At 48.6% G+C, this 22,948-nt stretch carries 13 protein-coding genes and 1 pseudogene; 9 read left to right on the forward strand and 5 right to left on the reverse strand.

Annotation, left to right across the window (positions count from 1 at the left end):
- Together BLQ82_RS22520 and BLQ82_RS22525 are read left to right on the forward strand one after the other, a co-directional pair.
- A partial coding sequence (locus BLQ82_RS22520) for a condensation domain-containing protein (protein ID WP_244280945.1) occupies positions 1 to 2,373 on the forward strand: 2,373 nt, incomplete at its 5' end.
- A 13-nt stretch (positions 2,374 to 2,386) separates the two neighbouring features.
- Complete coding sequence (locus tag BLQ82_RS22525; protein ID WP_062525412.1) at positions 2,387 to 2,965, forward strand: GNAT family N-acetyltransferase; 579 nt, start codon at positions 2,387 to 2,389, stop codon at positions 2,963 to 2,965.
- 55 nt (positions 2,966 to 3,020) lie between these two features.
- Here BLQ82_RS22525 and BLQ82_RS22530 read toward each other — a convergent pair whose 3' ends face one another.
- From BLQ82_RS22530 to BLQ82_RS32985, 5 genes and pseudogenes are all read right to left on the reverse strand, one after another.
- Positions 3,021 to 3,743 carry a 4'-phosphopantetheinyl transferase family protein gene (locus BLQ82_RS22530; protein WP_062525411.1) on the reverse strand — a complete coding sequence of 241 codons (723 nt, stop codon included), beginning with the start codon at positions 3,741 to 3,743 and terminating at the stop codon, positions 3,021 to 3,023.
- A 79-nt stretch (positions 3,744 to 3,822) separates the two neighbouring features.
- A complete protein-coding gene (loaP, locus tag BLQ82_RS22535) occupies positions 3,823 to 4,431 on the reverse strand; it encodes an antiterminator LoaP (RefSeq protein WP_062525407.1) in 609 nt (202 codons plus the stop codon).
- 294 nt (positions 4,432 to 4,725) lie between these two features.
- Complete coding sequence (locus BLQ82_RS22540) at positions 4,726 to 8,313, reverse strand: M14 family metallopeptidase (protein WP_062525405.1); 3,588 nt, start codon at positions 8,311 to 8,313, stop codon at positions 4,726 to 4,728.
- Between the two features lie 364 nt (positions 8,314 to 8,677).
- Positions 8,678 to 9,199, reverse strand: a complete 522-nt coding sequence (locus BLQ82_RS32775) for a helix-turn-helix domain-containing protein (protein WP_244280956.1) — start codon at positions 9,197 to 9,199, stop codon at positions 8,678 to 8,680.
- A gap of 9 nt (positions 9,200 to 9,208) precedes the next feature.
- Positions 9,209 to 9,574 (reverse strand): annotated as a pseudogene (locus BLQ82_RS32985) (AraC family ligand binding domain-containing protein); the annotation flags it as partial.
- 203 nt (positions 9,575 to 9,777) lie between these two features.
- Here BLQ82_RS32985 and BLQ82_RS22550 point away from each other — a divergent pair.
- The 7 genes from BLQ82_RS22550 (at position 9,778) to BLQ82_RS22580 (ending at position 22,936) form a co-directional block, all read left to right on the forward strand.
- Positions 9,778 to 11,961 carry an alpha-galactosidase gene (locus BLQ82_RS22550; protein ID WP_025705252.1) on the forward strand — a complete coding sequence of 728 codons (2,184 nt, stop codon included), beginning with the start codon at positions 9,778 to 9,780 and terminating at the stop codon, positions 11,959 to 11,961.
- Between the two features lie 115 nt (positions 11,962 to 12,076).
- On the forward strand, positions 12,077 to 13,861 hold the full coding sequence (locus BLQ82_RS22555; protein ID WP_062525404.1) for a sensor histidine kinase: 1,785 nt from the start codon (positions 12,077 to 12,079) through the stop codon (positions 13,859 to 13,861).
- Positions 13,854 to 15,404 (forward strand): response regulator transcription factor, encoded by a 1,551-nt coding sequence (locus tag BLQ82_RS22560; RefSeq protein ID WP_062525402.1) that lies wholly within the window; start codon positions 13,854 to 13,856, stop codon positions 15,402 to 15,404. The genes BLQ82_RS22555 and BLQ82_RS22560 overlap by 8 nt, the downstream gene beginning before the upstream one ends.
- An 85-nt stretch (positions 15,405 to 15,489) precedes the next feature.
- Entirely contained in the window at positions 15,490 to 16,446 is a 957-nt protein-coding gene (locus BLQ82_RS22565; protein ID WP_062525399.1) for an ABC transporter permease, read from the forward strand.
- 14 nt (positions 16,447 to 16,460) lie between these two features.
- The gene (locus BLQ82_RS22570; RefSeq protein ID WP_025705256.1) at positions 16,461 to 17,399 is read left to right on the forward strand and encodes a carbohydrate ABC transporter permease; all 939 of its coding nucleotides are present in this window, start codon (positions 16,461 to 16,463) and stop codon (positions 17,397 to 17,399) included.
- Between the two features lie 85 nt (positions 17,400 to 17,484).
- Positions 17,485 to 19,191, forward strand: coding sequence for an ABC transporter substrate-binding protein (locus BLQ82_RS22575; RefSeq protein ID WP_062525397.1), 1,707 nt, complete (start codon positions 17,485 to 17,487; stop codon positions 19,189 to 19,191).
- 175 nt (positions 19,192 to 19,366) lie between these two features.
- Entirely contained in the window at positions 19,367 to 22,936 is a 3,570-nt protein-coding gene (locus BLQ82_RS22580; protein WP_074648516.1) for a glycosyl hydrolase, read from the forward strand.
- The last annotated feature ends 12 nt before the right edge of the window (positions 22,937 to 22,948 follow it).

The raw sequence follows: 22,948 nt of genomic DNA on the forward strand, positions 1-22,948 counted from the left end.
GTCAAGGTGGTCCGGACAGGCCGGGAGGAGCATCTCCTGCTGCTGGATATGCATCACCTGATCACCGACGGCGTGTCCCAGGATATTGTGCTGAAGGAGTTCGCGGCGCTCTATGAAGGTGCGGCCCTGGAGCCGCTGCGGATGCAGTACAAGGATTATGCCAGCTGGCAATCCGGGCAGAGCGGGACGGTGCGGGAGCAGGGACGCTATTGGCTGGAGCTGTTCCAAGGTGAACTGCCGGTGCTGGATCTGCCGCCGGATTACCCCCGGCCCGTGGTGCAGAGCTTCGAAGGGGATAAGCTAAGCGCCCGGCTGGATGCAGAGCGGACCAGAGAGGTGAAGAAGCTCGCGGAAGCAACGGACACGACGTTGTTTATCGTGCTGCTTGCCGCCTATGATGTGCTGCTGCACAAATATACGGGGCAAGAGGACCTCATCGTGGGATCGCCGTTTGCAGGAAGAAGGCATGCGGAGCTTGAACCCATAGTAGGGATGTTCGTCAACACCGTGGCGCTGCGGAGCTTCCCGCACAAGGACAAAACCGTGCGGAGCTTCCTGGCCGAAGTGAAGGACAGCTGTCTGAAAGCCTATGAGCATCAGGAATTTTCGTTTGAACAATTGATTGAGCAGCTGCAGCTGCCCCGGGATTTCACCCGGAATCCGTTGTTTGACACCATGTTTGTCCTGCAGAATATGGAAGGGTATACCCCGGATATCAAAAATGTGCAGATGACGGCTTACCCGGTCAATAACGGCATTGCCAAATTCGATCTTACGCTGGAAGCCGCGGAGAAAGAAGACGGCAGCCTCCAACTGAACCTGGAGTTCTGCACGAAACTGTTCTGCAGAGACACGATGGAGCGGTTCCTTCAGCATTATATGAATATCGTGGAGCATATGGCGGGTAATCTGGACCGGCAGCTGTCGGAGGTTGATATGCTGTCGGGAGCAGAGCGCAAGCGGCTGGTTCATGAAGGGAACGATCCATCGATCCCTTCTTCCTCTGGGAAGGGTACCGCCTGGAACACAAAAATGGACCGCTTGCCTGAACAGGCAAAGAGTCCTCAGGGTGGTTATTATCCAGCTTCACCGGCACAAAAAAGATTGTTTATGGCGGATAAGCTGTCGGGGAGAAGCACGGCTTACAACGTTCCTGTCATCCGCAGAATTAAGGGTACGCTTGACGCCGGGCGGCTTGGCGGGGCCCTGAAGAAACTTGTCAACCGGCATGAATCTTTACGGACCACTTTCGAACTGGACGCGGGCAGCGGCATGCTGGGGCAAAAGATCCACCCTGCCGTGTCTTTTGCTTTTCCGGTATATGAGCTAAGCGAAACAGAAACGGTACTGCTGATCCAAGACTTTGTCAGACCGTTCCGTCTCGATAAGCCGCCCCTTTTCCGGACCGCACTCATACGTCTTACAGACCGGGAAGAAAACGTACTGATTATCGATATGCATCACATCATAACAGACGGAGCGTCTGTAAGCATACTGCTAAAGGACCTGGCGGCGCTGTATGAGAACAGGGAACCGGATGTCCTGAAGCTCCAATATAAAGAATATGCGATTAGGCAGAGTCAACTGGCGGGCACTGAGGAATGGAACAGGCAGGAGGAGTACTGGCTTGGAGTATTCCATGAGCCTGTCCCCGCGCTTCCATGGACTGACCGCCGGACAGAACACCGGGCAGGGGAAGCTCCTTCCCGGACGGCCTATTTTGCCGTGGATGACAAAATCGCCTGTGAATTGCACCGTCTGGCGCAAACAACAGAATCAACACTGTTTATGGTGCTGATGGCTGCATTCACCGCTTTACTGTCTAAGCTGTCAGATTGCGAGGATATCGTTGTAGGCATGCCTACATCGGGAAGACATCATGAGGGCTTGGAAAATATAGTGGGAATGTTCGTCAACACGCTGGCGGTCCGCTTCTTGGCCTGCCGCAATCTGTCGTTTCAGGAATATTTGCATCAGGTGAAAGAAAAGCTGATTGAAGCCTATGAAAATCAGGATTATCCGCTTGACAGTCTGGTGGAGAAACTGAATGGTTCCCGCAATCTCCAGGGGCAGCCATTATTCAATGTAATGTTTCAATTTGCCGAAATGGATGCAGCAGAACAAATTGACGGTGCTGACATGGTTCCGTTCGGGCACGACAATGTGCCGGGCAAATTCGATCTTCACTTCATCGTAGTGCAGGAGAGTCACAGCCTGGGGCTGGAAATAACGTATTTCGAATCGTTGTTTTCAGAAGAAACTATCGATGAGATGGTTAGCGGCTTTATAGAAATAGTACAGCTTATTACCAGCAATCCAGGAACAGGTCTGGGAGATTTATTGAAGAGACAGAGCGTGCTTCCGTCATCATGAAAGGGGAACAGCAGTGAATACACAGCATTTATTCAGCCAATTTCCAGTGCTTGTGTCCGAGGGGTTAACACTCCGAAAGATTGAAGAGAGCCACCTTGAAGAGGTTTTTGGCATCTATGACAACGATACAGTATTTGAGTATTGCGGTATTATACCCAAACACAATAAAGCTACCGTAGCAACCATGATTGGGCACTTTGAAAGAGACTTTCTTAAAAGATCGAGAGTGAAGTGGGGCATCTTTGCCAATAACGACAAGGATACACTAGCCGGGATCATAGAAGCTTTTGACTTCAATCAAAAAGTAGATATGATCACCATCGGCTATTTTTTAGCGGAAGCGCATTGGGGAAAGGGAATTGCCTCAGAGGCAGTCAGCCGGGTTGTCCGCTTTCTGTTTCAGGAGGTGGAAGTGAACAGGATTCAAGCCGAAGTGATGCCGGCAAATGAACCCTCCAAACGCGTATTATTGAAGAATGGCTTCAAGTATGAAGGCACATTAAGGCAGGCTACGTTATGGTCCGGTAAAGGAATCATTGATGTGGAGATCTATGGATTACTGCAGGAAGATTATAAAAAAGAGCAAAGATGACAGTGAACAGGCTCCGTCATAACTTCGACGGAGCCTGTTATAACGTCCGGCAGCCCTAATGGACATGGACATTTTGCTGCCCGTGATCATCCAGAAAGTACCCGATAATGTCATCGGGCGAAATCACCCTGACCGTCTCGCAAGCCTGGGGTTTCTGTCCGCAAACAGCAAGAGCGTAGCTGTCATCAAGGCTGTATGCCTTCAAATACCAGTCACAATGGTCAAATACCCGCAATCCTTCGACACTTCCTTCCCGGACGGTAGAAAAATTGTTCAAGGAATGGGAGAGCCCTTGGCCGATCGCCTTGATATAGCTTTCTTTTGCCGTCCAAACCGCAAAAAAACGTTCTTGTTTTTGGTCATCCGAGGGGGCCTGCTCAATAAATTCAACTTCCTCCCGGGCAAAAAAACGCCTCGAAATCTCAAGTTGGACGGGCTGTATTCTTTCAATATCAATACCGACAGGACTGTCATCGATGGCACAGACCACCCAGTCTCCAGAATGCGATACATTATAATGAAAGCTGTTGTTGTCAGGTATAGCCAAATAGGGCTTGCCGTATGAATTCGTCCCAAAAACAATCCTTTTTACCGGCACAGCCAATGTCTCTGAAATCACTTTGCGGACAAGCAGGTCCCCAACCAGCCCCCGAATCAGATCTTCCTGGTGATGAAACCTGGATAGCTTGTCACTTTTTTCTCTGGATACACAGGAGAGCAGGGGGATAAGCTGAGTATTTGGGAAATGGGATATAGCGACTGCATAGATTTGCAACAAGGATAGTCCTCCCTTAAGGGTAGCCTTCCGGCATTCGCCTAAGCGCATAGAGAAAGGCAGTATCTGCTTCATCACAAGATTACAGGATTAGTTCTCTGCTGCCAACAGGTTCTATGAGTTCAATACCGAGTTCGATGATACGCTGATCACCCATGAGTGATACCAGGACTTTCGCCCTGCGTGTATGCTTATTAATTTTTTTGATAATGCCTTCCAGTCCCTTTAACGGTCCGGACTCCACATAGACCTTAGATTCGATGGTGTAGACCTTGGAGAAATTAATCTCTTCCTCCTGATTCAAAAGCTTTAAAATAATCGACATTTCTTCCTCGGGAATCTTCTTGAAGTAAAGCTCCTCTGTATCTGTGGCAGGCACAGCAGACTGTTTATTGTGTGCGGAAATTGTTCTGTGGCAGGTTAAATCTTCTTTGTTCAGATAGTTTAGCATCTTAATAATTTTGGAATTCCTTTTGATTAAGTAGTAGGTGGAGAAATCCATGACTGTCTTTACGAAAATGTAGCTTGGAAACAAATTCTTTTCCACGTATAGAAGCTTTCCATTCTTTTTCTCGGGAACTATTCTCTTTGGGACGATAGAATACAGTGTTTCTCTGTCAAAAGTTTTGTTCAACCAATCCTTTACACAAAGTTCATCTCCTGTCTTCACAAAAAAAATGTACCAGTTCATAACCGACTCCTTTCAGTATAGAGAGGATCATCTGAATGAGTAAAGTCTATAAATGGATTTTTTGAAAATAATAAACTTGTGGTATTAATTCGTCGAAAGCAGTGAATATCCTCCAATAATTATCATAATTTATCAATAAATAGTCATATTGCACTAAAATGTCGAAAAGTGTCGTATTTTTAATATAAGAAAACATGGATAAGGTGAAGCCGGTTTTACGGCAAACAGGGATGCCCCTCAGCCTTTGCGGCGGGGGCATCCCTGTTCACGTTCACTGCCTGTCATCCGTTCGGATTATTGCAGGTTGATGATGTTGCTGATCATGACAGCGGCTTGCGCGCGGTTGGCAATACCTTTTGGCACAAAGGTGCTAGCTGTCATACCTTTCACAACGCCTTCCTGGGTAAGCAGCGCTACCGCGTTTTTACCGTAGGAGGCTATGCTCGATTTGTCTTTGAAGTGCGCAAGTGCAGCATCGGCATGGGTAACCGATTTGCCTTTGAACTTCGTCAGTGCGTTCGCGGCGATGATCGCCATCTCTTCCCGCGTGATGGAGCGTTTGGGCTCGAACTTCCCGTTGCCTACACCGCGGATCAGGCCATTGCTGACACCGGCAGCAATATAGCTGTAAGACCAATCCGCTGCTGAAACATCACTGAAAGCTGCCGAAGCATTCGCTGTCTGAAGGTCAAAGGCACGGACAATCATAGTAATGAATTCGGCACGGGTTACTTCTTTGAGCGGTGCGAACGCATTGCCGCCAACGCCGTTAAGGATACCTTTAGCCGTCAATTCCTCGATAGCAGATGCTGCCCATGCTACTCTGCCCAGATCCGTGAAGTGGACCGCCGGAGCTGGTGCAGCTGTTGCGGTTGGCTGCGGTGAAGCAGGAGCTCCGGTTGGTGCCGGTGTTGCGGTTGGCGCTGGCGTTGCGGTTGCAACAGGTGCACCTGAACCCGGATTCGACGGTGAAGCCGGTTCAGGCTCAAGTGCACCGTTATCCATGCCGTCAGCTTCCGTAGCTGCCGGAGACGATGCATAAATCGCATTCGCCAGCAATCTGAACTGGTTCTGCGGATGATATTTGTTCAGCAGATCGTTTGCGAACAAGGTTACATGGACATTATCCTTTTGATAATTCAGGGCCAGGACTTGGCCTTTTGCGGCATCGCTGTTTGGCCACCAGCCTGCCTTGAAGAAATCTTCGCCCGTTCCGTATTTCGCCAGCACTTCAGCGCCTTCCGGCACAGCTGTAATATAAGCGGCGGACACGGTATACAGGTATTCGTTGTCCCCATAAGGAGCCGTAATTACACTGTCCTGCGAGACGGTTGCTTTGAACAAGCCCTCATGTGCTGAGGGGGTATTGGATTTATTGACCGGATTGGAGTAATCCAGGCCCGGCAAAATTTTCAGGGCTTTAATACTGCTCAGCATCGTACGCCCATATCCGATGAACGGTTTACCGCCGGCAATCAGGCTGGTGCCTGCATTGACCAGCACATCAGCCGCAGCCGTATCGGTAGTCACCTTGAATCCAAGATCGGCCAGGATGAATGAAGGTGCTCCGGCAATGCCTACGTTTGCCGGCTTGAGCAGCTTGCCTGTTTTGTCCGCTGATGCGCTGAACGGCACAAGGTCCAAAAGATATTTGGACGCTACAGTTTTCAGGTTCGATCTGGAGACCAGGAAGCTGCCTTTTTCATAGCCGGGTCCGCCGTTCGCGAGCAGGGTTACCGCTTTTTTGTCCGCAAGCAATTCGTTAACCGCTTTGATTGCATCGTTGTTGCTGTTGCGGATGACGTAATTTTGCTCAAAACGGTATTGATTCAGATCTGTCGTTGGAATGACGATGCTGCTGACCTGCTGCGTCTTCCCGGTAAATGCGCCGGCTGTACGGCTGATGTACCGGTCGAATCCGCGCATGTCGGCAAAATTTTGTACAGTGTCGGAATACATTTCATTGAAGTCGGATACGTCCAGCCCGTCGTACAGAACCAGGTTGGCGTAGCCGCGTTTGGCCTGGTGCATGTTCACTACATAGGTCCCTGGCGGATAAGTGACTCCATCTACGGTTACTGGCGTAGTAGTCTGCTCTACCCTCACTCCGTTACGAAGCAGGTATTGCACCATTTTGTACGTTTCCAGTTCGTTCTTTTGCAGATCCCTGGCTACTGGAAGCACATAATATTCAGGGAAAAAGTTCGTTGTTTCCGTTGCACGCTCACGGCCGATGGATTCATATTTGGCATTTACCAAATACTTGTCAACCTCTTTGTGGTCTTCATTGTTCATGCCGCGTTTGAAGATTTCCAGCTGGTTCAGGAACAGCTTCTCTTTGTTATCCTGCACATAATGGGTAGCAGCCAGTGCTGCATAGTAGAAAGCATCCAGGGAATCCTCGTTCAGCTCCGGCACCTCAATGGTGTGTCCAAGCGCCCCTTGATGCATCGCATAGACTGCGGTGTATGCCGGCGAAGCATCGTCCCATCCGGTAGCATTGCCGTAAGGATTGGCATAATCCGGATCATTCTTCAGTTTCTCGGCTTCCAGATAAGGAATGTGATACGCATTGTATTTAGTATTAGCGATTCCGGCATTCCCCATTGCTGTGGCCTGTTCAAGCATATTGTCCATAACCAGATCGTATTCGAGGTTCGGATCATGCGGCGGTGTACAAGGCTCAATCAGGAACCCGCTCACGAAGCCGTGCATATCCAGGAAGCTCAGCGGTGTCCATTTGGCAATTTGCGCTGTAACTGCCTGAGTCTCCGGTTGTGTCTGGTAGGAGTTGTCGCGGTTCGGGTCAAGCAGCGTCGAAGTTGCACGCGTGTTGAGCGCACGGCCATCCGGATTCTCCACATAATCAAGCAGGAAAATCACGTTGTCCAGCGCCTTGTCGATATCCAGTGCAACCGGAACAACATTGCCTTTGGCATCAGTCGTTTTATAGTTCACGATTTTCTGGGTCATCAGTGTATCCAAAAACTTAATAATTACATCTACACCATTGGCTTCATCCGCATGGATGTTGTTCAGCCAGACCGGCACTTTATAATTTTGCAGCTGGCCGGTTTTGATCATCTCCTGCAATGCAGCAGGGTCATTGTTCATCAGCGGCAGCGTTTCGTTCAAATATTGGTCTACGGACGCTTTGTCCTTGGCTACGATGGAGAAGTGGATCGCCCGTCCTTGCGTGGACGTTCCGATCTGCTGATATTCGACATAACGGCCGTATTTATTGTTGCTGCCGGCGGTAATTCTATCAATCGCCGGTTTGATCTCATCATATGTATGATAGGTATCATAAGGGTTCAGCTTCACTTGCTGCTGTACCAGCACATGACCGTCAGGAGCGGTTGCCGTCAGCTTGTATACGCCTGCAAGCTTCACATATTCGGCGCGGATGCCGCTAATCGACAGATTGACGCCGAAAGGCATATCGAAGTATACCAGAGCCGTTACCGTAGAAGGTGAAGCAGGTGCATAGCTTACTTTTACGAAGGGATCTCCCGTATACGCTCTAACACTGGAAGCGTTGTTCCATTTTTTCCACAGTGCCAGCGGCTTCATCTCTTCCGCTGTTCTGCCAAAGCTCCAGGTAAGCTGGTCTGCTGTTACCCCTTCAGGAAGGGCCAGCGTAATGGGCAGTGTTCTGGCCTCGGTCATCGAGGCTTGGTAGACTTCTGTAGATACTGTAGGTGCAGCTGGTTGATAGACTTCTGCCGTAACCGTAGACGAAGCGCCGGAAGCCGCAGATGCAGGGGCGGTCTGAACTTGTGGCTGTGCCTCAGCTGCAACTTCACCGGCATAGGCTGCCGGAAGGATTCCGGACAGCGTCAGGGTTAACGCGATTAATAAGGATAATAATTTCTTAGACATCATTTACCTCCCAGTAGTTCTCTCTATGAATAGATTTCCTAGTAAAACGGACTGCTCCAGTGTCTGTAAGTTTATGCATCCCTCCAATAAATCCGCGCGCAATGCTACGATGAATATCTCAGATTCACATCACATGTAACGAATTAATATACATAAATATTTTTTAATATACATTTGAACAATATAATATAGCATTTTATTCAAAAGCGGAAGCTTTTTCATAGATTAGATTCAAAAAAATATTTGACTCAGGCATTAAAAATAGTAAAGTTTAGCATGGTTACTTTAATGTTTTTCCCGCACAAAAAAGAAGAACCCGCAAGGTTTATTTAACCTGCGTGTTCCATTACATACAGATAGCTGTTCATGGCAAAAATCCGCTATAAAACAGATGCTCTTCTTCAATTTGCAGAATGGACTCCTCGGAGTCGTTCTGGAAATGGGCCTGGATCTGTGCCCGGTAATTCTTAGGGGCGGAGCCCTTTACTTTTTTGAACATTTTGGAGAAAAGTAAAGCATCGTTATAGCCTACGGACCGGGAAATGTCAGCTATCGAAAGCTCCGCGTTCCCCATCATTTCACATGCTTTATTGATTCTATAACGAATCAAATAATCCTGAATGCTGATCTGCATTCGCTGTTTGAATAACGAGCACAAATAGCTTCGATTGAGTCCGATAAACTGCGCAATATCCTCAATGGTAATTTTCTGAGGATAATTCATTTCGATAAAATCCCGTACCTTTTCAACGTAAATCTCCGTCCGGGTTTCTTTGAGTTCAGGGGACGTCACCGGACCGAACTCGACGAGCAGCGATAACAATAAATACAGCAATCCCGTCAGTCTGGTTTCCCGGGCTTTATGGAATCCTCTTGATTCATTCATCAACTGCAAGCACTGGTAAATCATATCATCTCTGCCATAGTGGAAGATTGGGGAGGTATTGGTTAGACCCGCTTGCTTAAGGAGCAATTCCGCCGCTGTCCCGTTAAAACCAACCCAGCAATATGACCAGGGATCAGCTGTATCGGCTTGATAATAAGTGATAACATCGGGAAAAATTAAAAACCCCTGCCCCTTCCGCAACCGGTACCTGTTACCACCGACTTCAAAAAGTCCTTCCCCGCTCAAAACATAATGGAGTAAATAGTGATTTCTCACAGCCGGCCCAAAAAAGTGACCCGGTATACATTCCTCAATGCCGAATTGGGTGAGGTGCAATTCCGTGTGCTGTTTGCTACGTGGTAAATACTCAATCACAGCAAGTCTCCTTCATGTAAAATATCCAGCATTATACCATATTTGCTAAGTGCCATGCCATGTACTCTTCATCTTAATTTATATATTATTTTTATAGTACTGACTACAATACTGTATGAACTTATCAAGTATTAAACCATGTTATTGTGTTTGAACGCAGCAAATTCTGAACAGTATGAACTAGAAGGAAGGGATATTTTGCAATGGGCATAATCGTACAAGAGCAGGCAGGGCTGTTTCATCTGCAGTCGTCCGGCATGAGCTATATCTTTCAGATCGTAGACGGGTACCCCGTACATGTCTATTGGGGGAGCAGACTGAAACACCGGGAACCCATGACAGATCTGCTGATTCACACCCCGAAAAATGCCGGTCTGGATCGGCTGCCGCAGGAATACCCGCAATACGGGAGCGGAGACTTCCGGAATCCCGCGTACCAGGTTGAACTGGAGGATGGAACACGTATCACTGAGCTGAAATATAAGGGTTACCGGCTTATTAAGGGAAAGCCATCCTTAACCGGGCTTCCAGCCGTGTATACCGGGGATGAAACCGAAGCGGATACGCTGGAATTAGAATTAACGGATGCCTATTCTGATCTGCAAGTTGTGCTGAGTTACAGCATTTTCGCGGATCGGAACGCCATCGTTCGCTCGGCCCGCCTGGGCAATCAGGGAGAAAAAAAGTTACGGCTTCGCCGTGCTCTGAGTACCAGTGTCGATTTTCCGGGCAAACGCGATTTTGAGCTCACGTACCTTTCAGGTGCCTGGGCGCGGGAAGGTAATATTACCCGCACACCGCTTCATCAGGGTGAGACCCGAATCGATAGTAAAAGGGGCATGAGCAGCCATCAGCTCAACCCTTTTGCAGCTTTGGTTACTCCGGAGACGACGGAAAGCCAAGGGGAGGCTTTTGGCTTTAGCCTTGTCTACAGCGGCGGCTTCGAAGCCGCTGCGGAAGTGGATTCGTTCGGCTCTACGCGGTTTAGCATCGGTATAAATTCCTTTGATTTTGCATGGCTGCTGAGTCCGGGGGAGAGTTTCCAGACACCGGAAACCGTGATGGTTTACTCTGGACAAGGACTGGGGGACATGTCCCGGACATATCACCGTTTGTACCGGACCCGGCTTTGCCGGGGGAAATACCGGGATGAAGAACGGCCGATATTGGTCAATAACTGGGAGGCTACCTACTTTGATTTCAATGCAGATAAGCTGGTATCCATAGCAGAAGAGGGAGCCAAGCTGGGGATCGAGCTTTTTGTATTGGATGACGGTTGGTTCGGGAAACGGGATTCTGACAATTCGTCTCTCGGCGATTGGGTTGAGGACCGGCGGAAGCTTCCCGGCGGCCTTAAGGATGTTGCGGAACGCATCAACCGGCTGGGCCTTAAATTCGGACTATGGGTTGAGCCCGAGATGATCTCGCCGGACAGCGAGTTGTACCGGAAGCACCCGGACTGGTGCCTGCATGTTCCAGAGCGGAGACGTACCGAAGCTAGATGGCAGCTGGTGCTGGATTACACCCGCCAAGAAGTGCGTGATTTTATCTATGACTCGCTTTCTGCCATTTTTTCCAGTGTGCCAGTCTCGTATGTGAAATGGGATATGAACCGGTGCCTGACGGAAATAGGCTCGGCTGATCTGCCGCCGGAACGTCAATCCGAGACCGCACATCGTTATGTTCTTGGATTGTATGAGCTGTTAGAGCGTATCACCACCGCATTTCCGCACATTCTGTTCGAAAGCTGCTCCAGCGGAGGAGGCCGGTTTGATCCTGGTATGCTCTACTACATGCCGCAGACCTGGACCAGTGATAATACCGACGCAGTGGAACGGCTTAAGATTCAATACGGCACCAGTCTTGTTTATCCCGTAAGCGCAATCGGAGCACATGTGTCGGCTGTGCCAAACCATCAAGTGGGAAGGATAACCCCGCTTGATTTCCGGGGCGATGTCGCTATGTCCGGAAACTTTGGTTATGAGCTTGATCTGACGAAATTTACTGAAGAGGACAAGGAGAGGGTCAAACGCCAAATCCTAACCTACAAGGAGGTTCGCGGATTAGTACAGCGGGGAGATCTATTCCGTTTGCAGAGCCCATTCGAAGGAAATGAGTCGGCTTGGATGTTTGTCTCCGAAGACAAAGAGGAAGCGCTTGTCTACTATTTCCAAGTGATGGCTGTACCAAATGCGCCTCAGAGATTTTTGCGTCTGGCCGGACTTGATCCGGAACTCGAATACGAGATCCATTCGGGATACAGCGGAGAACAGCTTATCCATGGGGGAGACAGACTGATGCAGTTGGGTCTGCCCCTGGCCTATGAACAAAAGGATTATGAAAGCGGATGGTTCAGGGTCCGGGCAGTAAAGCCCGTCACTGTTTGATGTAAAGGATCGTCAACGCCCGAAAGAGGAAAATATCTTCAACAAATCTTTGCCCCTTTCTGTGGAATAGGGGCATTTTGCGAGCAGCGGCCAAACAGGCCCGGGAGGATGATCCATGTTTTTTATCCGTATGATGAATGACATGAAAATGAAAAAGAAACTGGCGATAACGTTCATTTCTGCAGCTGTTCTGCCTTTGCTGTTATCCGGCTTGTTTCTGACCGGGAAGCTTCGGGAGATTGTCATTAATGACGCCTTTATACAGTTAGCTAACAATGTCGAGCGCGTACGGAAGCGTACGGAAGAACTGATTAAGGTGCCGCTTAACATTTCCTACCGGCTAACCATTGATAACCGAATGAAGATGGTGGCTGCCCAAAAATATGAAAGTTATGCCGAAGTCATCCAGGCATACCGGGAGTATACGGATATTCGCGACTACATCCAATTGTACAAGGAAATATCGAGCATTCGCGTATATGTCGTTAATTCAGGAGCACTTAATAACTGGGAATTTATCCAGCCGGACAATACCATTATGGCCGAGGCCTGGTATAAAGAGGCCATAGAGCAGAAAGGGCTTGCCGGATGGAATCTTATCAAGGATGAACGGAACGGTTCCCAGCAGTTAAGTCTGATACGTTCATTTCCTGTGGACTCCTTAGGGGAGAAAGGAGTTCTGGCCATTAATGTAGATAAACAGCAGCTAAGATCGATCTTGGACCAGGAGTCGTTCACTACGTTGATCGTGGATGACCGGAATCGAGTGGTCGGATCCAATGAAGCGGAATTTTTCGGGAAGAATCTATCCGAAATTGATGGAGATGAAAAGATACTTTCCCGTCAGGAAGGAAGTTATGACACTGTCGTTAACGGAAAAGCGTCCAAAGTCATTATCGCCAATCTGAATCCGGAGAATAGCTGGAATGGCCTTCGGATCATTTCCATTTTCTCTGTTTCCGAGATTACGCGTGATGCCAACCAAGTGATCCGGCTCGGCGCAGTTGTAATAACGGTTAGCCTGATCTTTGCAGTTTTGCTTATCTATGCTTCCGCTTCGCTATTATCCAGCAGGCTTCTTCGTCTGAGCAAGCATATGTCTAAAGTGGGATCGGGAGCTTGGGAAACGTATCTCCAAATAGACGGTAAAGATGAAGTAGGTTTGTTGTCCAAGCAATTTAATGCGCTTCTCAGAAGCGTGCACGATTTGGTCCAGGAAGTCCAGGAAACGAATCATCAGAAAAATCTTGTAGAGCAAAGACAAAACGAAATCAAGTTCAAAATGCTGGCGAGCCAGATTAATCCGCACTTTCTCTTTAACTCTTTGGAATCCATCCGCATGGAGGCCCACATTCGCAGGCAAGACGATATCGCGGAGGCAGTTTGGCTTCTGAGCACGTTATTGCGCAGCAGTCTGGAGGCCGGTAACGGCAACATTCCATTGCGAGAAGAACTTGAGCGTGTACGCTGTTATCTTGAAATGCAAAAGTTCCGGTATGAAGACCGTCTGGAATATCGTTTGACGGTTGATCCGGGTCTGGAGGAGCATCCTGTCCCTCCGTTTATTATTCAGCCATTAGTGGAAAATTCCATCGTTCATGGTCTTGATAACCGCGAAGAAGGAGCTGTCATTAAAATTGAAGTGAAGAGAATCCCGCAGGGAGTTCAGGTCAAGGTATGTGACAACGGGGCAGGGTTCCCGGCGGAGCGGCTTGCCAGTATTCGAGCGGAACTTGCCGTATCCGTACATGAACAGGAAAGCCAGCGGATCGGTATGAGAAATGTAAACGATCGGCTGGTCATGCTGTACGGAACATCCAGTGCTTTGAGTATCGGAAGCGAACCCGGAAAAGGTACTTACATCACGTTTTTCATTCCAGGAGGTGCAACCAATGATTAAGGTAGTTATCGTGGACGATGAACCAAAGCTTCGGCAAGGACTTCAAACGCTGATTCCGTGGGAAAGTCTTGGTTTTACAGTTGTAGCTGCAGCAAGCAATGGTAAAGAAGCATTAAAAGCCATCGAGGAAAAAACCCCCGAAGTCGTAATTGCAGATATCCGCATGCCCGTTATGGACGGCCTGCAACTGATTCAGCATTTGAGATCGGCCCGGCAACCTTTGCATTGCATTATTCTCAGCGGATATGCGGATTTCGAATATGCCAAACAAGCGATTAAGTATGGGGTTGCCGGATATCTGCTTAAACCAGTGAATATCAGTGAGATGTCGGCCAGCCTGAAGCTGGTGCGCGAGCGGATTGAAGAAGAGCGTCTTCGGGGGGGAACGGGCCAGCCAGAGGGGATCAACCGGGATTTGTACCTGCACAGCCTGCTTGTTCCACAGGAGAAGACGGAGGACCCGTCAAGGCTTAGAGGCAGGATCGAGAAAATGGATTTGCTGTGGGGCAGTTACGAAGTCATTGTTATTTTTCCGCGTGTTTCCGACGCCGATCTTCCGGAAACATTAAATCAACTATCGGCCGGACTGAAACAGGCGATAGAGAAACGGAATATGGGGGCTGTCACCATAATCTCCCCTTATGTTATTCTTCTGCTCAACGCGCCGCTGCGTGGACCGCAGCGGCGTGAACATCTGTACGGCGGGATCCGGAACATTGCAGGCGATATCCGATTTATTGCCGCAACCGGGGGCGCCGTTGCCGGACCGGAACATATTTGCAGCTCTTATTTAAAAGCCCGGGAAGCGGCAAAATTAGCTTTTTTTAGCGGTAAAGATCGTCTGTTGGAGCCGGAACCTGCTTGTATTCCTTCGCCGGAATCTCCACGGCAGCCGGGTGCCAGTTATGAAGGCACACTGGAGGATCTAATCTTTCGCTTGTATTACAGTCTGGAGGCAGGAAACAAAGCTATGGTCCTGCCGCTGCTGAATGAAGCCGCCGCATTATTTTTCAAATCCGGACAAGATGAGAAGTCCGTCAAACAATCCTTCTTTTTTCTTTCTAATGCTATCATTCATAAACTCGCCGCCGCATCCCGTATTGATCTGAAAGAAACGGAGACAGTTTCGCGTTTCTTGAACGGGATTTACCAGCATGATTATCTATCGGATCTTTTGGGAGAGACTCACCGTTTCCTGTTGGAATTTGCGGAGGACTCCGGGCCAAAGGGCAAGGAGCAGGAAATTAAGAAAATGATCGATTTTATTCATAGACATTATGCGGAAGACTTAAGGCTCTCAACATTGGCTGGCCTGCTGAGCTATAGTACCCCTTATTTAGGTCAGCTGTTCAAAAATAAGACAGGAGAGTACTTCAACACTTACCTGGATAAGGTACGTATCCAAAAAGCTAAAGAGCTGCTGGCCCAAGGGATGAAAGTGTACGAAGTGGCCGAGCTTGTCGGTTACACGAGCGTAAATTACTTTTTCAGCAAATTCAAAAAGTATGAAGCCCGTTCGCCGTCCGATTATAAAAATCCATAATTATTAGATGATTTTTCCCGAAATCCTTGGGATGGGTTCCGCCTCTCCTCTGATTTATGATGGTAAGCGAGAGAGGGGAGGAAGTATGAAAACGATAACAACAAGTGCGGAAAACGCATACAAAAAAAGAAAAAAGAGTGCCTGGAAGGAGTTAAAAAATCAGAAGTATCTTTACTACATGTCTATACCGTTCGTTCTTTGGGTCTTTGTCTTCCAGTACCTGCCTTTGTGGGGCTGGACGATGGCCTTCCAGAAATATAAGCCTGGAGTCGGTTTTTTTGAACAGAAATGGGTAGGCTTTGATCACTTTCGCACCTTATTCGGGGATGAGCACTTCTACCAGGTGCTGCGAAACACGCTGGCTATGAGTTTTATGGGACTGATCGCCGGTTTCATCGTACCGGTCGTTTTTGCGCTGCTCCTAAATGAGGTCCGCGTACAGGCTATGAAAAGGTTCGTCCAGACCGTATCTTATCTTCCACACTTTGTATCCTGGGTGGTGGCTGCAGGGATTGTCACCAAAATGCTCTCGACGGACGGCGGAGTAGTGAATGATATACTCCTTGGCCTGAATCTCATCGATCAGCCGATTCAGTTTATGGCTCAAGGACACTTGTTTTGGGGCATTGTAACCAGTGCGGATATTTGGAAGGAAACAGGCTGGAATGCGATTATATACCTTGCTGCCATATCAGGCATTGGTCCTGAATTATATGAAGCTGCACGTGTGGACGGTGCGAGCAGATTGAGACAAATATGGCATATTACGCTGCCGGGTATCCGGCCGACAATGATCGTCCTTTTGATTATGTCCATTGGCCATCTGCTGGGTACGGGCTTTGAGAAACAATTTTTGCTGGGGAATCACCTGGTCATCGATTACTCTGAGGTGCTTGATTTGTATGCGCTTAATTACGGTCTGGCTATGGGACGGTACTCCTTCGGAACGGCAATCAACATCTTCAACTCGGTGATAAGCCTGATGCTGTTGTTTGCGGCTAACGGAATTTTTAAGCGCTTTACAAATGAAAGTATCATGTAAGGAGGAAGGGTGACATGGGGGTTGTTAAAAGCAATGCGCCGGCCGGCCGGGTAAAACAGACCCTTCAGGCAAAAGCGCCACAAGATCGAATCCTTGAAGTAATCGTATATTTTTCAATGACTGTCGTAACCGTTCTGACGATCTATCCATTCTTAAACGTACTGGCCATATCCCTGAACGATTCAGTAGATACCGTTAGAGGAGGAATCACCGTCTGGCCAAGGCAATTTACGCTGGATAACTATAGTCTGATTTTTACCTATGGAAGCCTGATTACCGGGTTCAAAATTTCCTTTTTGCGGACCGTCATTGGTACCATAGCAGGCTTAATCAGCGGTTCTATGCTGGCTTACACGCTTGCGCGAAGTGATTTTCAAGCGAGAAGATTTATTTCAATTTTTCTTGCTGTCACTATGTACGTCACCGGGGGATTGATTCCGGGTTTTATTCTGATGAGGGACCTGCATTTAATTGATACGTTTGCTGTCTACATTTTGCCAGGCCTTGTAAGTGCATTTAATGTTTTCGTGATCCGTTCTTTTATAGACGGTCTTCCTTATGCATTACAAGAATCAGCCAAGCTGGATGGCGCCAACGATTTTACGATATACTGGCGCGTTATTCTTCCTCTTTGCAAACCCGCATTAGCCACCGTGGCTCTCTTCCTGGCAGTAGGCCAATGGAACTCCTGGTTCGATACTTATCTTTTTAACGGGTCGAACGAATCTTTGACCACGCTGCAATATGAATTAATGAAAATTCTGCAAAGTACGACAACAAGCGCAAGCAATTCCCAAGACGCTGCGAATATGGCAGAACGTATGTCACAGATTTCGCCGGAGTCGGTAAAAATGGCAATTACGATTGTGGTCACCGTTCCGATTCTTATCGTTTATCCTTTTTTGCAAAAATACTTTGTCAAAGGGATGACGCTCGGCGCTGTGAAGAGCTAGAGTGTCCCGGCCTATGGTGTGCCCAGGCGAACAGCCTGTCTCATACAAGCTATTATCTATTTCATTAATCTAGGGGGTTAGCTTCATGAAGCCAGAAAAAAACCGGTTGATTGTTTCTTCCATATTGGCACTGACTTTAGCGTCGACACTCGCGGGGTGCAGCGGAAATAACGGCCCTGCTGCCGGCAAGGGAAACAATGCGGGAGATTCTTCATCCGGGACAGAGTTAAAACCGGTCACGCTTACTTATTTTTCGGAAGATTCCAGCACAAACTGGAATAACATGAAGGATGAAGTCGGAAAGATTATTACGGAAAAAACCGGAGTGACCCTGGATGCTGAGTTTGCCGTCGGTGATCCGGTGCAAAAAATCTCCTTGATTGCCGCGACAGGCAACTATCCGGATCTGATCGCCGCTAAGGCGGATGTCGGTAAGCTTGTCGACGCCGGAGCTGTTATCGACTTGACGGAATTGATCGACAAGCACGCACCGAATATCAAAAAAATGTTAGGAGATAAGCTTGTCCGGACCAAATACAGCCTGGAGGATCAATCGATTTACTCCATTCCAACCTGGTCCGCCGTTGATGAGAAGAAATTCAAAGCCGACGGAGGATTTGAACTTCAGCACCGTGTCGTTAAAGAGGCCGGTTATCCGGAAATAAAGACGGTCAAGGATTTTGAAAAAGTCATTCAGGATTATATCACCAAGCATCCTACGGACGAAAACGGCAATAAAAATGTCGGGCTTTCGCTGAATGGGGACGATTGGCATATGTACCAGGTCACTAATGCAGGATTCCAGACAACCGGAGGGCCTGACGACGGCGAATATTACATTGATCAAGAAACACATCAGGCGACTTATCATTTCCGCCGTCCGGAGGAAAAAGAATATTTCCGCTGGTTGAATCACATGAACAACATCGGGCTGCTTGATCCGGAAAGCTTTGTGCAAAAGACCGACCAGTTCAAGGCTAAAGTGGCTTCGGGCCGGGTCCTCGGCTTGGCTGATCCGGAATGGGATTATGGTGACGCACAGAATGCGCTGAAGGCTGCAGGAAAGGTCGATCAGACTTATGGTCATTATCCGGTTACCCTGAGTAAAGAATACAAGGATACCAGCTTCTGGCCGGCCGGCTTTGACGGAGGGTACGGAATCTCGATCTCCAGCAAGTGTAAAGACCCGGTACGTGCCATTCAATTCCTCGACTTCCTTGCATCGGAAGAGGGGCAAATTCTGAACAACTGGGGAATTGAAGGAAAACACTATACGGTTGAAGGCGGCAAACGGGTAGTTATACCAGCTGTACAGGAACGCATGGACAATGACAACGCGGCTTTCCAAAAAGAAGCGGGTGTTGGACTTTACTGGAATATGATGGTCCACTATGGGGACGGGATTAAAGATTCAACCGGGAACTATTTCACACGCAGTTATCCTGAGCAGTTGACAGCGAGTTACAGTGAACCGGAGAAGGAAACCCTGAAGGCTTACGGTGCGGAACATTGGAAAGATCTTTTTCCTGCAGAAGAGGAATTTGAACCAAGAGCTTACGGTGCAGCCTACACGATGTCACTCGCCAGTGACGATCCTGCTGTGATCCTGGGGGCTAAAATGAAGGATATTACCTGGAAGCGGATACCTGAAGCAGTGATGTCCAAGCCGGAGGAATTTGATGCAATTTGGGACGCCTATATGGCAGACCTGGATAAGGCCGGAGTTAAGGAAATGGAAGAAGCTTATACCGAGCATATCCAAAACCGTATTGAGCTGTGGTCCACTAAGTAGGTTGTTTGCTCCAGCGGGCTCGTTTCCAACTTTATTTAGAACGGAAACGGGCCCATTTTTAATGAAATAAATAATTAGACACAAACGTGTGAGAGAGAATTTACGATGGTTATGTAAGCGCTCTATCTTGTGATAAACACCGTACTGCTATCAAGATTTGCTAGGAGGTAAGTAGATGCGGTTGAAAACCAAAAGAAGTCTATTAGGCTCGCTGTGTTTAATTATGTTGTTTTCTATGTTATCAAATGTTGGAGCGAACGGCGCAAAGGCTGCTGCTTTCACAGGCATCTCAGACATTGTTTATAATTCCCAGGGAGGGATGATGGGAGATCGGCGGACGGATACTGATCAAATGAGCGTCATAAAGGTCACTTATGCAGAGGCAGTATTAAATGGGTATGGCATCGAGAAACGGGGTCCTGTCTATGAGGATAAGGATCGGCTCTACGATGGCGAGGGCTATCTCTCTTTCTTTTTCGCGGAAGATGCTTCCTTTCCGGATGAAGCCGGAAATGCAACCTTTACGGTGGATGCCGCAGAGGCCGGATTGTACAAGATGAGTATAGGCTACTATATTCCTGAAGGTTATGGCGGAAAGGCAACCGGTATACAAGTTAATGGCATAGGCACCGGGGAGCTAATGTTGGATGCACCTGCTGCAGGTACCGTACGGGCTGAAAAAATGGTGAGCAAAGTGCTGTTGAACGCTGGCAAAAATTCGATTAAGGTTACACGGGGCTGGGGCTACTATGGAATCGAGCATATCAAGCTGGAACCGGCCAAAGACCAGCCGGCTGGAAGCCTGCTTGAGGCAGAGGACGGCGTGATGAGCGGCGGTGTCTCGATAGGTGCCTCAGAGGAAGGATACTCAGGTGAAGGATACGTGACCTTTCAGCAGTCGGGATCGCTTGCTTTGACTTACAAAACTCCTTTGGCAGGGACATATGACATTTTTGTAGGTTACAGTGCACCAAACGGGGAGAAGAAGACCAGTATAGTCTTGAACGGGCATACTTCGGAGATTACACTGCCGGAGACCACCGGCTTTATTGAAATCCCTGCCGGGAAAGCCTGGATGAATCAGGGCGATAATACCATCGTGTTTCAGGCTAACTGGGGCTGGTACAATATCGATTACGTCAAATTGACAGCTGCCGCCAAGCCGGAGCAACGAGAGGTGGCAAGCACATTAATTAATCCGGATGCAACGTCCGAAGCACGGGCACTCATGAACTTTATGGATAGCCAGTATGGCCAAAAGATTATCTCGGGGCAGCAAACGTCTGAGGACGCAGAGTGGATCGGTCAGGAGACTGGAAAATACCCGGCAATACTCGCCACCGACTTGATGGACTATTCCCCCTCGCGTGTTGAGAACGGCGCCTCGTCAACTGAAATCGAGAAAATGATCGCCTGGTACAACCGGGGCGGTATTGTGTCCCTGTGCTGGCACTGGAATGCGCCAAAGGGGATTGGAGGAGAGGAGCCAGGTTACGAATGGTGGAGAGGCTTCTACACGGAGTTTACAACCTTTGATGTGGAATATGCGCTCGACCATCCGGATTCGGAGGATTATCATTTGCTCATCCGGGATATCGATGAAATCGCAGCTCAGTTAAAACGCCTGCAGAATGCAGGTGTTCCGGTGTTATGGCGGCCGCTTCATGAGGCGGAAGGCGGTTGGTTCTGGTGGGGAGCTAAAGGGCCTGAGCCGGCGAAGCGATTATGGAGACTGATGGTTGACCGTTTGACCAACTATCACCGCCTAAACAACCTGGTTTGGGTATGGAACTCCGAGAATCCGGAATGGTATCCGGGAGATGATGTGGTAGATATCGCCAGTGCCGATATTTACAATCCTGCAGGTGACTATAACCCCAGCATCGCAAAGTATGAGAAGCTGGTATCCCTGGTGAACGGCAAAAAGGTAATCGGACTGGCGGAAAACGGGCCTATCCCTGATCCGGAAATGCTGCAGGCTTATGGCGCCGACTGGAGCTTCTTCACCACCTGGACCGGTAACTTTATCAAGGATGGAACTACCAACTCTGCTGAACATTTGCAGAGAATCTATAAGCACGACTATGTCCTCACTCTTGATGAACTTCCGGCTGACCTGTACTCCTCACTAAAGTATGAGGCAGAGAAAGGAGAACTCACAGGATTAGTGATAAGTGATGAGCAGGGTGTATACTCGGGAAGCGGTTATGTTACAGGGATGGATGCTCAAGGGGGAAGGCTGCGGATTAAAGCCAATGCGTCACCAGGTACTTACTCACTGCTGATTCGTTATAAGACGGACAATGTGCAGACAAAGAATAGCATTTCGGTAAATGGCGCTGCTGCGGTTGAATATACGTTTGCAGATACAGCCGAGTGGACAGATACGGTAACCGGACCTTACATTCTGCAAAAAGGAGAGAATACGGTTGATATCATCAGCGCCGAAGGCGGAACAGATATTGATTATATTAAGTTAACGCGTCTTATGCCGTCTGCTGAAACCGTGTCCGAAGCCAGCAGTTCCGGAAGCAAAGGGAACAGCGGGATTACGCATAGTTTTGGACCGCAGCGTATCGAGGTGGATGGGGCAGAACTGATTGCCGCGCTGAAGAAACAGATTGGCTATCCTGCTGAATCGCAGTTGTTTGTGATTAATGCTGCCGGCAGTGAAGTTACAGAGTTCAGCTTCCCGGCGTCGGCTCTAGCACAAGCAGCTGCCATCACTCCAAAAGCAAGAATTGTAATTCAATCGGATACGGGGTCATACAGTCTCCCGGTTACGCTCGCCGATGTTGACGCAATTTCCGGCCGGTTGGGGGCGGAGGCTGATAAAATTCATATTTTGGTCAACCTGAGGAAGCTCACCAACAGTCAAGCCAGGGAAATCCGCATACAGGCAAAGGGCCCAGGCGCCCGGTTAGACAGTGACATGTATGAATTCAGCGTCTTTGCAATTTCGGACGCAAGCTCCGTCCAAATCAACCATTTTGGCAGCAGGTATGTATCCCACACAATTACAATTCCCCAGGTAGCGGGCAACGGATTAACAGCCGTAAGGGTCGATCCGGCCACAGGAGAGCTGTCGTTTATTCCAGCTGTATTCAATACATCACCAGATGGCAAAACGGTTGTAACGATCAAGCGGAACGGCAGCGGTATTTATACCATAGGTCAGTTTAACCGAACGTTTGACGATCTCGGCAGCCACTGGGCCAAGAAGGATATCGAATTCATGGCGAATAAATTGCTTGTTCATGGAACCGATGACCATCACTTTGCCCCGAACCGGTTAATTACGCGGGCTGAATTTACAATGCTAATAACCAGAGCGCTGGGTTTCACCACTCCATCGAGAGCAGTCAAATTCTCTGATGTTCCGGTAACAAAGTGGTACGCGGAGGCGATTGGGGCTGCCGGTGAATCGGGTTTAATTACCGGATTTTCGGACGGGACCTTCCGGCCGGACGCTTTGATTACACGTGAGCAAATGGCGGTTCTGATTGTTCGCGCTGCAGCAATCGCAGGTCAAAACGCGGCAGCGGCACATGATGTCCTGGGACAGTTCCATGACTCGTCTTCTATTAGTAATTGGGCAGCGGATAGCGTTAATGAAGCGTTGGCTGCGGGGCTTGTACAGGGCTTGGCTGATGATCAGTTTGCAGCCAAGGTTTGGGTAGACCGCGCACAAGCCGCCGTCGTGATAAAGCGTTTACTGAATTACTTGAATTTTATAAACTCCTAATATATCTATATC

Origin of the sequence: Paenibacillus jilunlii (assembly GCF_900102965.1) — a bacterium.
Lineage (GTDB): Bacteria > Bacillota > Bacilli > Paenibacillales > Paenibacillaceae > Paenibacillus_AQ > Paenibacillus_AQ jilunlii.

Coding starts and splice junctions, on each gene's coding strand:
- loaP (WP_062525407.1), bottom strand. CDS start 4,431: ATGAACTGGTACATTTTTTTTGTGAAGACAGGAGATGAACTTTGTGTA.
- BLQ82_RS22540 (WP_062525405.1), bottom strand. CDS start 8,313: ATGTCTAAGAAATTATTATCCTTATTAATCGCGTTAACCCTGACGCTG.
- BLQ82_RS32775 (WP_244280956.1), bottom strand. CDS start 9,199: ATGAATGAATCAAGAGGATTCCATAAAGCCCGGGAAACCAGACTGACG.
- BLQ82_RS22550 (WP_025705252.1), top strand. CDS start 9,778: ATGGGCATAATCGTACAAGAGCAGGCAGGGCTGTTTCATCTGCAGTCG.
- BLQ82_RS22555 (WP_062525404.1), top strand. CDS start 12,077: ATGTTTTTTATCCGTATGATGAATGACATGAAAATGAAAAAGAAACTG.
- BLQ82_RS22560 (WP_062525402.1), top strand. CDS start 13,854: ATGATTAAGGTAGTTATCGTGGACGATGAACCAAAGCTTCGGCAAGGA.
- BLQ82_RS22565 (WP_062525399.1), top strand. CDS start 15,490: ATGAAAACGATAACAACAAGTGCGGAAAACGCATACAAAAAAAGAAAA.
- BLQ82_RS22570 (WP_025705256.1), top strand. CDS start 16,461: ATGGGGGTTGTTAAAAGCAATGCGCCGGCCGGCCGGGTAAAACAGACC.
- BLQ82_RS22575 (WP_062525397.1), top strand. CDS start 17,485: ATGAAGCCAGAAAAAAACCGGTTGATTGTTTCTTCCATATTGGCACTG.
- BLQ82_RS22580 (WP_074648516.1), top strand. CDS start 19,367: ATGCGGTTGAAAACCAAAAGAAGTCTATTAGGCTCGCTGTGTTTAATT.